Source organism: Exilibacterium tricleocarpae (assembly GCF_007004655.1).
In the GTDB taxonomy this organism is placed as follows: domain Bacteria; phylum Pseudomonadota; class Gammaproteobacteria; order Pseudomonadales; family Cellvibrionaceae; genus Exilibacterium; species Exilibacterium tricleocarpae.
The window spans coordinates 1-12441 of record NZ_ML660109.1 but is presented as its reverse complement, the minus strand read 5'-3'; the positions used below and the strand labels follow the sequence as shown (position 1 = coordinate 12441).

Genomic DNA, 12441 nt, shown 5'->3' with positions numbered 1-12441 from the left:
GCAGGCACGGCCCGGCGATAATGATCAACGGCTGCGTATAAGCCGCTCCACTTCGACCCGGCTCGGCACCCCGTCGCGGCCGCCGAAGCGCTGTACTTTCAGCGCCGCCGCCGCGCTGGCGAAGGTAACCGCCTCGACTTCGCCCCGCCCCTCGGCCAGTGCCAGGGCAAAAGCGCCATGCCAGGTATCGCCGGCACCCAGCGTATCCACCGGCTGCACGGCAAAGGCCGGCAGGTGATCGCTGTGCGCCCCCGCCACATAAAACACACCGCCGGCGCCGAGCGTCACACAGCACCAGGCGCCGGTGGCGGCCGCCACCTCCTGCAAAGCGGACTTATAATCGCCGCGCCCGGCGTAGTCCGCCAGGCCCGGCGCGGAAAACGCAATATGCGAAGCCGCCGCCAGCGCCGCCGTATCGCGGGGTACCGGCAGATCGGCATCCAAAACCCCGGGTATTCCTGCGGCTTTGGCGCGGGCCAGCATAGCGGCGGCCCCCTCCGGCCAGCGGGTATCGGCGAGCACCGCCGCCGCGTCCGCCGGCAGCGCCGGCAACCAGTCGGCGCTGGCCGGCAACTGCGGGTCCAGGTAATTGACGATCAGGCGCTCGCCACGGGCGTCCACCACCACCGACGACACCGACGAACGCCGGCCGGGAAAACGCCGGACCTGCTCGCAGTCCACACCATAGCCCTGCAACTCGGCGACAATCAGATCGGCAACACTGTCATCGCCCAAGCGCGCCGCCAATTGCGCGTGCCCGCCCAACTTCGCCACCACCACCGCGGCGGTAGCCGCGGGTCCGCCGCCGACACTGGAAAAGTCAGAGGCCCTGTGTTTCTGCGCCCGGGTCGGTATGGACGGCATCGCGAACACAAAGTCCTGCACCGCGTGGCCGACACAAAAGACACCGCCCATAGACGCTTCCTTCACAGTCCCAAACCGCCCACACAGGCGTACTTGATGTCGATATAATCGGCAACACCGTACTTGGAACCCTCGGTGCCCATGCCGGAGTCCTTGACGCCCCCAAACGGCGCCACCTCCGTGGAAATCAAACCTTCGTTGATACCCACCAGGCCGTACTCCAGGCCCTCCATAACCCGCCAGGAACGCCCCAGATCGCGGGTGTAGAAGTAACAGGCCAGACCGTACTCGGTGTCGTTGGCCAGGGCGATCGCCTCCGCCTCCGTCTTAAAGCGAAACAGGGGAGCCAGAGGACCGAATGTCTCTTCCCTCGCCACCAAGGCGTCACGCGCGACATCAGTCATTACGGTCGGTTGGTAAAAAGCCTGCCCGAGCGGGTGGCGCTCGCCGCCGACCGCCAGCTTGCCGCCTCTGGCGAGGACATCGGCAACATGTTCCTCCACCTTGGCCACCGCGGCGCTATCGATCAGCGGTCCCTGCTCTACGCCGGGCTCCATACCGTTGCCCACTTGCAGCGCCGCCACCGCCGCCGTCAACTTGGCGGCGAAGGCGTCGTAGACACCGTCCTGCACCAGGATGCGATTGGCGCACACGCAGGTCTGGCCGGTGTTGCGGAACTTCGAGATCATGGCGCCCGCCACCGCGGCGTCCAGATCGGCATCGTCAAACACAATAAACGGCGCGTTGCCGCCCAGTTCCATCGACACCCGTTTCATATGGGCACCGGCAGCGGCGGCGAGTTTTTTGCCCACCGCGGTGGAACCGGTAAACGTAATTTTGCGCAACCTGGGGTTTTCGCACATCTCGGCGGCAATATCGGCGGCCGCGCCGGTGATCACGTTGACCACGCCCGGCGGCAACCCCACCGCCTCACACAGAGCCGCGAGGGCCAGCGCGGAGTAAGGCGTTTGCGAGGCGGGTTTGATCACCAGGGTGCAACCCGCCGCCAGGGCGGCGCCGAGTTTGCGGGCAATCATGGAGTTGGGGAAGTTCCAGGGTGTGATGGCGCCCACCACACCGACCGGTTGCTTGGTCACCAGGATGCGCTTGCCCGGCCACGGCGTCGGTATCACGTCGCCGTAAATACGCTTCGCCTCTTCGGCAAACCACTTTATATAGTTGGCGCCAAACGCTATCTCGCCTTTGGCTTCGGCCAGCGGCTTGCCCATTTCCTCAGTCAGCAGTTGACCCAGCGCGGCCTGGTTGGCCATCAGTGCGTCGTAGAGTTTCATCATCAGCGCGGCGCGCTCGTGGGCGGTGGTTTTGCTCCAGGCGGGAAACGCCCGCGCCGCCGCGTCGATGGCGGCGGCGGTCTCGGCCCTGCCGCCGCGGGGCACACTGCCGATACGGGCGCCGGTGGCCGGGTTGATCACCTCGATTTGCGCAGCACCCGCGGCACTCACCCACTGCCCGCCGACAAAGTTCTGCTGCCGCATCAATGTCGTTTCAGTCATGGCTTCCTCGATATCTGCAGTTGATCAACAATGACCCGATAACAACTATCCTGGTTTATAACAGCCACATTTTTTATAACAGCCACCTTGTTGGTGGCAGCTACCCGGCTTGTGCGTGAAAGCGATCCTGCTCCTTCAATGACAACTATCTATCTTGCCCGCTGACTTGCCCGCTGATCAAAGCCTACCTGGCAAAAGCTGTCCCGGTAACGGCTTCCGCCCGCAACAACAACCAACCGGAAGAATGTGAGATTTGGACTGGACAGACTCTGTACTGACTATGCGTTGACTAACGTTGGCTAAGCCTTGATGCACCGCGCATGTGGCATCATGCATCGTAGCAACACATCATGTCTTACAACTACACGCAACTACACGCAACCACATGCAACCACATGCAACTACATGTGTTATATGTGTCCTTATAAAAACGTTATATCTTATATAAGACACAAGACCACATTTTGCACACTGACTCTATAAATGTCAATTCAGGTCGAAAGCCACCGGGGACCCCGGCGGCCTGCAGGCGTTAACTCAGACTCACCGCGTAAACAACATTATTGGTGGTCAGGCGGCTGATACGCCACTCCACTTTTTTACCATCGATCGCGATTGCTATGCGATCGATATGCAGCAGCGGCGTACCCACCTCCACTTCCAGCCGACGGGCGTCCTCGCGATTGGCGGTATCGACCCGCAACTGCTCATCGGCCTCCACTACACTCATGCCGTAGCGGCTCTGGTATAGGGAATAAAGCGTGTTGGGCAGGTCGCCGATCTCATCGATATCGGGAAACAGGTATAGCGGCAGGACAACGGTTTCGGCGACGGTCGGCACGGCGTCTATCAGGCGTGTGCGGCGTATTTCCACCACTTTCGCCTTGTCATCGAGTTCGAGCTTGTGGCGCTCCTGCGGCTTAGCCAGGCGGCGCTTGATGGTGGGGACGCCGCTTTCCGGCGTCACCCGGGTACCGTCCGTGCGGCGCAGGCGGAAAAACTGAAACAGGGCGCGCTCCTGGGTGTGCTCGGCCACGAATGTGCCTTTGCCCTGGCGTCGCTCCACCAGCTTTTCCATCACCATGGCGTTCAGCGCCTTGCGCACGGTGCCCTGGCTTACCCCCAGCTCCGACGCCAGCATCTGCTCGCTCGGCAGGGCCTCGGCCGGGCGCCAGGCCCCCTCCGCAATGCGCCTGACCAGCAGGGTGTAAACCTGCTGGTACAGCGGTTGTAATCCGGGTGCATCGTTCATCTTCCACTCTCCGACAGCGCCGGCGCCGGCAATTTTCAATTGCAAACGCCGGACTTATTCCATTTTATCGATTTATAAAAGTCATAATATACAAGACGAATATTGTATCTTATATAAGACCTAAGTTATGATTAGCAACAGTGACAATAAAACACGGCTGCTTTTTTCGACACCTTTTATTCGACAGCTTAATTGAACAACTTATCGAGCAATTTATTGAACAACAGCCGTATAATTACCTGAACTATATAACTGCTGCCGAATAACTACCAGTTGATAACTATTGGCAGGCTGGCTGCTATCAGCCGGCGCGTTCAACTGCTTTGTCTGGCCCGCGGGCTGGCGCACGTCCCCGATCGTCCCCTCACGGCCGGGCAATGACCCTTGGTTTTCATCCAGACCCAGTATGGCAGGACATTGTAATGGATAACCCACACCTTTTGATACATGACAAAAAAGATAACGTCGGCGTCGTCGTGGTAGAGCATCTGGCAGCCGGTACCGAAATGCTGTGCGTCGTCACTGAGGACAATTCGGACTACCAACTGGTCGTTAAAGACGATGTGCCGATCGGCCACAAGGTGGCGCTGGCGGACCTGGCCGAGGGCGACAGTATCATCAAGTACGGTGAAGATATCGGCCGCGTGGTGCAGCCGATCAAGCGCGGCGAACACGTGCATGTCCACAACTTAAAAACAAAACGCTGGTAAGCGGAGGGATAGCATATGTCTGATTTCGATTCATTCTGGGGATTTCGCCGCGAGAACGGCCGTGTCGGCGTGCGCAATTACGTGGCGATTTTACCGGTCGATGATATCTCCAACGCCGCCTGCGAAGCCGTCGCCAATAATATCCAGGGCACTATGGCACTGCCCCATTCCTACGGGCGCCTGCAGTTCGGCGCCGATCTCGACCTGCACTTTCGCACCATTATCGGCACCGGCGCCAACCCCAATGTGGCCGCCTGCGTGGTGATCGGCATCGAACCGGGCTGGACCCAAAAAGTGGTCGACGGCATAGCGGCCACGGGCAAACCGGTCAGCGGTTTTGCCATCGAACAAAACGGCGATATCGCCACCATTGCCGCCGCCTCGCGCGCCGCCAAAGACTATGTGCACTGGGCCACCGAGTTGCGCCGCGAGGAGTGCGGCATCGCCGATCTCTGGGTCTCGACCAAGTGCGGTGAATCCGACACCACGTCCGGCATCGGCGCCAACCCCACAGTGGGCAACCTGTATGACAAGCTGATTCCCAAGGGTATCTGCGGTGTGTTCGGAGAAACCTCCGAGCTGACCGGCGCCGAGCACCTGTGCCAGGCCCGCGCCGCCTCGCCGGCGGTGGGCGAGAAGTTTATGCGCACCTTCCAGGCCTACCAGGACGAGGTGATCGAGGCGCACAAGACCACGGACTTATCGGAAAGCCAGCCGACCAAAGGCAATATCGAGGGCGGTCTGTCCACCATCGAAGAGAAAGCCATGGGCAATCTGGAGAAGATCGGCAAGCAGATTTCATTTATCGACGTGCTCGAGCCCGCCGAAGCGCCGGCCCAGGGCAACGGCATGTATTTTATGGACACCTCCTCGGCGGCCGCCGAATGCGTGACGCTGATGGCGGCGGCGGGCTTTGTGGTGCACACTTTTCCCACCGGACAGGGTAATATTATCGGCAACCCGATCGTGCCGGTGGTGAAGATTACCGCGAACCCGCGTACCATCCGCACCATGTCGGAACATATCGACGTGGACGTATCGGGACTGATGCGCCGCGACCTCACCATGGACCAGGCCGGCGATAAACTGATTGACAATGTTATCCGCACGGCCAATGGCCGCTTTACGGCGGCGGAAGCTTTGGGCCATAAGGAATTCGTCATGACCAAGCTCTATCGCAGCGCTTAGGCGCGCGGCCAGCGAATGCGGAAACACAGCCGATGACAGACGCGGTAAACTTGACCCTGCCCGAAGCCCAGGCCCTGGCTTACCGGACCCTGCTCGCCAATAACACCGCCGCGGCCAGCGCCCGGGCCACCGCCGCCGCCCTGGTGGCGGCCGAGGCGGACGGGCAAAAAGGCCACGGCCTCTCGCGTATTCCCTCCTACGTCGCCCAGACCCGCACCGGCAAGGTCGACGGCCACGCGGTGGCGCGGGTCGAAAAAGTGGCGGCGGCGGCGGTGCGTATCGATGCCGGTCTCGGCTTCGCCTACCCCGCTATTGATCTGGCCATCGAGGAACTCGCCGCACTGGCGCCAACCACCGGTGTGGCCATGGCGGCCGTGCACCGCTCGCACCACTTCGGCCAGGCCGGCGCCCACGCTGAACGCCTGGCCGAGCGGGGACTGGTGGCCATGGTTTACGGCAACGCACCCAAGGCCATGGCATTCTGGGGCGGCACGACCCCCATGCTCGGCACCAATCCCGTCGCCTTTGCCGCGCCCACCGGTGTCGGGGAACCGCTGGTTATCGACCTGGCTCTATCCAAGGTGGCGCGTGGCAAAGTCATGGCGGCACAGAAGGCCGGCACCGATATTCCGCCGGACTGGGCGCTGGATGCCGACGGCAATCCCACCACGGACCCGACTGCGGCCATGGCGGGATCGATGCTTCCCATCGGCGCCGCCAAGGGCGCAGCCCTGGTCATGATGGTGGAAATACTGGCGGCGGCGCTGACCGGCAGCCACTTCGGTTTCGAGGCCTCGTCACTGTTTGACGGCGACGGCGATCCCCCCGACCTGGGCCAGGTGGTGCTGGCCATCGATCCCGCCATCAGTTCCAACGGCCGTTTTCTCGAGCGTATGAGCACATTTATGGCAGCGCTGGAAAGCGAGCCCGGGGTGCGCGCGCCGGGCAGCAGCCGCCTGCAAAACCGGGCCGCCGCCGCCCGCGACGGCGTTTTTATTCCCGCGCCTTTGCATCAGGAGATAACCGCACTTTGCCCCGCAGATTAGGGCCTGTTCACACTAATTGAGTTGGCTCTGTTGGGCCCGAACAGACCCTGACACCTTGATCAAACCACGGCCGGGTGCCCATCCAGACAGCAACAGGAGACAATGAAATTGGCGGATATCGTAATTTGCGAATTTATGGACGCAACCGCCGTCAGTGAAGCGTTTGCACAGTACGACGTTCTGTTCGATCCGGCGCTGGTCGACAAACCCGCGGCACTGGCGGCAGCGGTGCGCGATGCCCGCGCGTTGATCGTGCGCAATCGCACCGAGGTGCGCGGCGCCCTGCTGGCGGCTGCCACCGATCTGCGCGTGGTGGGCCGCCTTGGTGTGGGGCTCGACAATATCGACCTCGCCGCCTGCAGGGCCCGCAATATAGCCGTCTGCCCCGCCAGCGGTGCCAACGACCAGTCGGTGGCCGAGTACGTGATCACCAGTGCTCTGATGCTGTTGCGCGGCGCCTGGCTGTCGAGCCGGCAGGTTGCCGCCGGCGACTGGCCGCGCACCGCCCTGATCGGCCGAGAGATGGCGGGCCAGTGTTTGGGCCTGGTGGGTTATGGGGCCATCGCCCGGGAAACTGCCCGCCGCGCCCGGGCGCTGGGTATGTCGGTGATCGCCTGCGATCCCTACCTGGCGCCGGACAGTCCGGCCTGGGACGATACCGAAAGCCTCGAACTGGACGCCCTGCTGCGCCGGGCGGACGTGGTCAGTCTGCATGTGCCGCTGACCGATGAGACCCGCCACCTGATCGATGCCGCTGCCATCGGAACTATGAAGAAGGACGCGATTCTTATCAATGCCGCGCGCGGCGGCATAGTCGATGAAGCCGCCCTGGCCGCGGCGCTGCGCGCCGGCGAACTGGGTGGTGCCGCGCTGGATGTGTTCGAGCGGGAGCCGCTCAGCGGTGCCGACGGCGCCCGCTTCGACGACTTATCCAGTCTGTTGCTGACACCCCATATTGCCGGCGTCACGGTGGAATCCAATGTGCGTGTCAGCCGGGTGACGGCGGCCAATGTACTAAAGCATCTGGAGTGATGTCGGCCGAATTCCGGGAGCGGCGCCGGCGCTCAAGATGATCGCTATAGTCATTCTCCACAGTTGTATCTGAAGCCTTCTTCATTAAAGCCTCATACATGGCGACGCCAACTACACTGTTGGCGGCGCTGTTTTAGAAAATGAAAAAAAGTTTAGGACAACAGGATGAAAACCTTAAAACTTATTCTCATCATATTTCCAGCTATGGCTTATGCCGTACCGGCTCCCGATATGCCCTGCCCTTAGTTAAGAGACAAAAAAACAGGGCGGGTCCGCACAGCCTTTAACTGGCGCTGGGATAGATGGCGGTATTGATCAGCGCTCTGTTACCCATCAAAAATTGGCGGATAATATTAAGTAAGCTTTAAGGTGTCAGTGGATACGTCATCTTTCCGCTCTCCCTTTCATCTCAGCAGCAATGTCATTAAAGTTAAATCTCCTTTAAACATATACCCATTACTGTAACGGGTCGCAACTCGATTCATTCCAAAAAAAATCCAATACTGGAGATTGATTATGAAAAACGATCTTCCCCCCAATCCATTGCGACGAAGATTACTAACCAGCGGCTCGAAAGGTCTAGCTGTATTGGCTATCGGGCCAAGCCTGCTCTCTATGAGCCGCCCCATCAACGCGTCGCTTACCGGTGCAGGTGAACTGCAAGCGCCGGATAGCCTGGGTATTCGGCTGCCGATAGGTTTCTCTTCGCGCCTGATTGCTGCGGCGGGCCAGCGTTTAGAAAAAGACCGTTGGTGGCGACGTACCCGCTATCGCTGGCACACTTATCCCGATGGTGGCGCGACTTTTGCCACCAACGACGGCGGTTGGATTTATGTGTCAAATTCCGAAACACTCAGTTTCTTGGGCGGCGGTGCATCTGCGGTCCGTTTTTCGCACGACGGCATCGTAGAGGATGCCTATCGTATCTTAGGCGATACGAACGTAAATTGCGCCGGTGGCCCGACGCCATGGGGCACCTGGCTATCCTGTGAGGAGGTTGATTTCGGGCGCGTTTTTGAATGCGACCCCCAGGGTCAAATGCCGGCGACGGTGCGTCCGGCACTTGGCTATTTTAAGCACGAAGCCGTGGCTGTGGATACGCTCTTCGAAAATCTCTACCTTACCGAGGATGAAGGAAATGGTCGTCTCTATAAGTTTATTCCCGCTGGCGTAAACAGTGATGGCAACCTCAACCTGGATGCGGGTACTTTACAAGTTGCCTCCGTCGACAACCAGGGATACGTTAGTTGGATAGATGTGCCCAACCCCACGCCCAGTATTTTCCAAACACCGACGCGCGAGCAAGTACCGGAAAGTACGGCTTTTGATGGTGGCGAAGGTATTTGGTATGCAAACGGCTTTGTGTATTTTACGACTAAAGGCGATAACAAGGTTTGGCGTCTGGATACCAACCTCAATCACCTCGATGTCATTTACGATGCCGCTACCTCGTCCAATCCCATTCTGACTGGCGTCGACAACGTTACCGTGTCGCCGGGGGGTGATGTCCTGGTTGCTGAAGATGGCGGCGATATGCAAATTGTGGTGATCGATGCTCAGGGCAAAGTTGCGCCGTTATTGCAAGTTGTCGGGCAGGACGATTCGGAAATCACAGGCCCGGCCTTCAGTCCCGATGGCACTCGTCTGTATTTCAGCTCGCAGCGTGGCAGCGCGCTGTTCGGTGGTGGCAATGGTTTCGGTATCACCTATGAAATTCGCGGACCCTTTGGCGATTTTTTATCGTTATAGCTATCGAGGGGTCAAGGCCTGGCAGGGTCTGTTGATTGTGCTGGTGCTGCCGGGTTTGTTGCTCAGCATCCGCCTGGCTTTCTGCGGGGGGGCGAGGGCCCCCTTTCCAACTGGGTGGGGCTTTCAGAAACGCTCGACAGCCTGGCCCACTTCCTCCACGCCGGCGGCAGCTGCGTCGTCAACGCTTTGTTCTAAAACGAACATTGCATTCCGGCACAGTCAGATTGCTGTTTCTTGAACCAATCCGACCCGAACGGCAGTTCGTTGTGCTGGCGCGGCGAAACCATCCGTCTGTGCTATAAGCACCACCCCGCGCGGCACAGCGGTATAGGGTCAGAACTCCAGGCCAAAAAAGCTTATCGACACCCGATTTTTGTAACAAAATGTTCGCATTAGAACTATTTATTTTCGCTTTCGAACATACTATCCTTATACCAATTGACAGTACCCCGCCGGAACAAACCGCGTGAACAACACTGACAGCAAGATCACCCCATTGGCCGCAGCCAGACAGGATAAGGACCTGCCCACCCGCCAGCAGGCCATTCTCGATCTGGCCCACCAGGGCGGCTTTGTCGCCACCGAGCAGTTGGTGAGACACTTCGGCGTCACACCACAAACCATCCGCCGGGATATCAATACGCTCTGCGATCTGAAACTGCTGCAGCGCTACCACGGCGGCGCCGGACTGCCCAGCAGCGTCGAAAACGCCCCCTACGCCGATCGGCAGGGCCAGTCACCGGACGCGAAGCAGCGTATCGCCGCTCTGACGGCGGGTTTGATTCCTAACTATGCCTCTCTTTTTATCAACATTGGTACCACCACCGAAGCAGTGGCCAAAGCGCTGGTGGGACATGAGGGCCTGCGGGTGGTGACCAACAATATCAATGTCGCCCAGATACTGCGGGAAAATCCCAGCTTCGAAATCATTCTGGCGGGCGGCACCGTGCGCAATCGCGACGGCGGCATTATCGGTGCCGCGGCCATTGAGTTTATTCGCGGGTTTCGCCTCGACTACGCGGTGATCGGTATCAGCGGCATCGACGCCGACGGGTCGCTGCTGGACTTCGACCTGCGCGAGGTGCAGGTCGCACGAGCCATTATCGACAGTTCCAACCATGTGTTGCTGGGCGCCGACGAATCAAAGTTCGGCCGCCGCGCCATGGTGCGTCTCGGCGACTTGAGCGATGTGCAGTCCCTGATTACCAGCGCGGCGCCGCCGGCGCCGTTTATGCCCGCTATCACCGGGGCGGGTATCGATTTGATTTACGACGACCGATCTGCCGCGGCGGCCCTGGCGGAGGACGGCTGACCGGCAACTTCAATCAGTTAATGCAAAGTGAGTAAACCCATGGCGGAAACACTGGACATTCTCGTTATCGGCGGGGGTATCAACGGCACCGGCATTGCCCGCGATGCGGCCGGGCGCGGTCTGAAAGTCTTGCTGTGTGAGAAGGCCGATCTGGCCGCGGCAACCTCGTCCGCCAGCAGTAAGCTGATTCACGGCGGCCTGCGCTACCTGGAATACTATGAATTCGGTCTGGTACGCAAAGCGCTGATCGAGCGCGAGACGCTGCTGGCCGCCGCACCCCATATCATCAAGCCCATGCGCTTTGTGCTGCCGCACCACCGGGGCCTGCGCCCGGCTCTGTTGTTGCGCCTGGGTCTGTTTCTCTACGATCATCTGGGCGGGCGCAAGGTGCTGCCCGCCTCGAAGGGGTTGAATCTGAATCGCCATCCGGCCGGCACGCCCCTAAAAGATGAATTTACCCGCGGCTTCGAGTACTCGGACTGTTGGGTAGATGACGCCCGGCTGGTGGTGCTCAATGCGCTGGACGCCCGTGAGCGCGGCGCAGAGATTTTGACGCGGACCACCTGCGCCGGTGCCCGCAGAAACGGTGGTATCTGGGACGTGGAGCTGCAGCAGGCGGACGGCAGCCGCAAAACTTACAAGACACGCGCACTGGTCAATGCCGCGGGCCCCTGGGTCGCCGATGTCTTAAACCAGGTCTCGCCCCACAGTGCCAAAAACAAACGCATGCGCCTGATTAAAGGCAGCCATATCATTGTCGACAAGCTGTTTGACGGCGACCACGCTTATATTTTTCAAAATGCGGACGGGCGGATTATTTTTGCCATTCCGTACCAGGATCACTTTACCCTGATCGGCACCACTGATGTGGCCTACCAGGGGGACCTGGACACGGTCAGTGCCAGCGATGAGGAAACCCGCTATATTTGCGCCGCCGCCAGTGACTATTTCAAGCGCGCGGTGGTGCCGGCGGATGTGCGCGGGACCTACTCCGGCGTCAGGCCGCTGTACGATGACGGCAGTGAGGATGCCGCCTCGGTAACCCGCGACTATGTGCTCAACCTCGACACGGCGGACGGCGCCGCACCGCTGCTGTCTGTATTCGGCGGGAAAATCACCACCTACCGCAAACTTGCCGAGCACGTTATGTCTGAGTTGCAACCGTTGCTCGGATTCTCACTCAAACCCTGGACTGCGAGAATGGCACTGCCCGGCGGCGATATACCAAACGCCGATTTCGATGGCTTCTGCGGCGAGATGTCGACCCGCTATGCCTGGTTGCCGCAACCGCTGTTGATGCGCCTGCTGCAGGCTTACGGAACGCGGGTGGATCGCCTGCTGGGCAAGGCTGCCGATACGGCGGACCTGGGCGAGGATTTTGGCGGCGGCTTGTACGAGGCGGAACTCACTTATCTGAAAGACACTGAATGGGCGACATGTGCTGAGGACGTCCTCTGGCGCCGCTCCAAGCTCGGATTGCACCTGCCGGCGGCAGCTCATAAAAAAGTGGCCGACTGGTTTGCCAAGGCTACCGAGATCGCGGCCTGATGCGGGTGATGGTGTCGTGGTCAAGATCAAGTGGACACTCAGTTAAGCATCTGTGGGGTAAGCGGTCATTCGGTGACGCTATTCCGATTGCTGGTCTCGCGCAATACACTGGCCTCTACATCAAAGGAGGCACACATGACCCCAACGACAGAACCAAAGAAGTATCGCACGGCAGAGCAATGGCAAACCTTAGTCGACCAGTTTAAGGACTCCGGCCTGAGCACCA

Annotated in this window: 10 protein-coding genes; 7 read left to right on the top strand and 3 right to left on the bottom strand. The window is 60.0% G+C overall.

Annotation, left to right across the window (positions count from 1 at the left end; all coding sequences use genetic code 11):
- Positions 1-24 precede the first annotated feature (24 nt).
- The 3 genes from FKG94_RS24695 to FKG94_RS24685 all read right to left on the bottom strand — a co-directional run bounded on the left by FKG94_RS24695 (position 25) and on the right by FKG94_RS24685 (position 3630).
- The gene (locus FKG94_RS24695) at positions 25-915 is read right to left on the bottom strand and encodes a PfkB family carbohydrate kinase (protein WP_142929630.1); all 891 of its coding nucleotides are present in this window, start codon (positions 913-915) and stop codon (positions 25-27) included.
- Positions 916-926: 11 nt separating this feature from the next.
- The gene (locus tag FKG94_RS24690) at positions 927-2378 is read right to left on the bottom strand and encodes an NAD-dependent succinate-semialdehyde dehydrogenase (protein WP_142929629.1); all 1452 of its coding nucleotides are present in this window, start codon (positions 2376-2378) and stop codon (positions 927-929) included.
- Between the two features lie 532 nt (positions 2379-2910).
- Positions 2911-3630, bottom strand: coding sequence for a GntR family transcriptional regulator (locus FKG94_RS24685; RefSeq protein WP_142929628.1), 720 nt, complete (start codon positions 3628-3630; stop codon positions 2911-2913).
- Between the two features lie 422 nt (positions 3631-4052).
- On the opposite strand from FKG94_RS24685, the gene FKG94_RS24680 reads away from it, so the two are divergent.
- The 7 genes from FKG94_RS24680 (at position 4053) to glpD (ending at position 12215) form a co-directional block, all read left to right on the top strand.
- Complete coding sequence (locus tag FKG94_RS24680; RefSeq protein ID WP_142929627.1) at positions 4053-4340, top strand: UxaA family hydrolase; 288 nt, start codon at positions 4053-4055, stop codon at positions 4338-4340.
- A 15-nt stretch (positions 4341-4355) separates the two neighbouring features.
- Positions 4356-5528 (top strand): UxaA family hydrolase, encoded by a 1173-nt coding sequence (locus FKG94_RS24675; RefSeq protein WP_142929626.1) that lies wholly within the window; start codon positions 4356-4358, stop codon positions 5526-5528.
- Between the two features lie 32 nt (positions 5529-5560).
- Positions 5561-6574 (top strand): Ldh family oxidoreductase, encoded by a 1014-nt coding sequence (locus FKG94_RS24670; RefSeq protein WP_142929625.1) that lies wholly within the window; start codon positions 5561-5563, stop codon positions 6572-6574.
- A gap of 108 nt (positions 6575-6682) precedes the next feature.
- Positions 6683-7606 carry an NAD(P)-dependent oxidoreductase gene (locus FKG94_RS24665; RefSeq protein ID WP_142929624.1) on the top strand — a complete coding sequence of 308 codons (924 nt, stop codon included), beginning with the start codon at positions 6683-6685 and terminating at the stop codon, positions 7604-7606.
- A gap of 516 nt (positions 7607-8122) precedes the next feature.
- Positions 8123-9355, top strand: coding sequence for an alkaline phosphatase PhoX (locus tag FKG94_RS24660; protein ID WP_142929623.1), 1233 nt, complete (start codon positions 8123-8125; stop codon positions 9353-9355).
- Positions 9356-9821: 466 nt separating this feature from the next.
- Complete coding sequence (locus FKG94_RS24655; protein ID WP_179957809.1) at positions 9822-10667, top strand: DeoR family transcriptional regulator; 846 nt, start codon at positions 9822-9824, stop codon at positions 10665-10667.
- 39 nt (positions 10668-10706) lie between these two features.
- The gene (gene glpD, locus FKG94_RS24650; protein ID WP_142929622.1) at positions 10707-12215 is read left to right on the top strand and encodes a glycerol-3-phosphate dehydrogenase; all 1509 of its coding nucleotides are present in this window, start codon (positions 10707-10709) and stop codon (positions 12213-12215) included.
- Positions 12216-12441 lie beyond the last annotated feature (226 nt).

Excerpts from the sequence above, each read along its gene's own strand:
- FKG94_RS24695 (WP_142929630.1), bottom strand. The coding sequence starts at position 915 with ATGGGCGGTGTCTTTTGTGTCGGCCACGCGGTGCAGGACTTTGTGTTC.
- FKG94_RS24690 (WP_142929629.1), bottom strand. The coding sequence starts at position 2,378 with ATGACTGAAACGACATTGATGCGGCAGCAGAACTTTGTCGGCGGGCAG.
- FKG94_RS24685 (WP_142929628.1), bottom strand. The coding sequence starts at position 3,630 with ATGAACGATGCACCCGGATTACAACCGCTGTACCAGCAGGTTTACACC.
- FKG94_RS24680 (WP_142929627.1), top strand. The coding sequence starts at position 4,053 with ATGGATAACCCACACCTTTTGATACATGACAAAAAAGATAACGTCGGC.
- FKG94_RS24675 (WP_142929626.1), top strand. The coding sequence starts at position 4,356 with ATGTCTGATTTCGATTCATTCTGGGGATTTCGCCGCGAGAACGGCCGT.
- FKG94_RS24670 (WP_142929625.1), top strand. The coding sequence starts at position 5,561 with ATGACAGACGCGGTAAACTTGACCCTGCCCGAAGCCCAGGCCCTGGCT.
- FKG94_RS24660 (WP_142929623.1), top strand. The coding sequence starts at position 8,123 with ATGAAAAACGATCTTCCCCCCAATCCATTGCGACGAAGATTACTAACC.
- glpD (WP_142929622.1), top strand. The coding sequence starts at position 10,707 with ATGGCGGAAACACTGGACATTCTCGTTATCGGCGGGGGTATCAACGGC.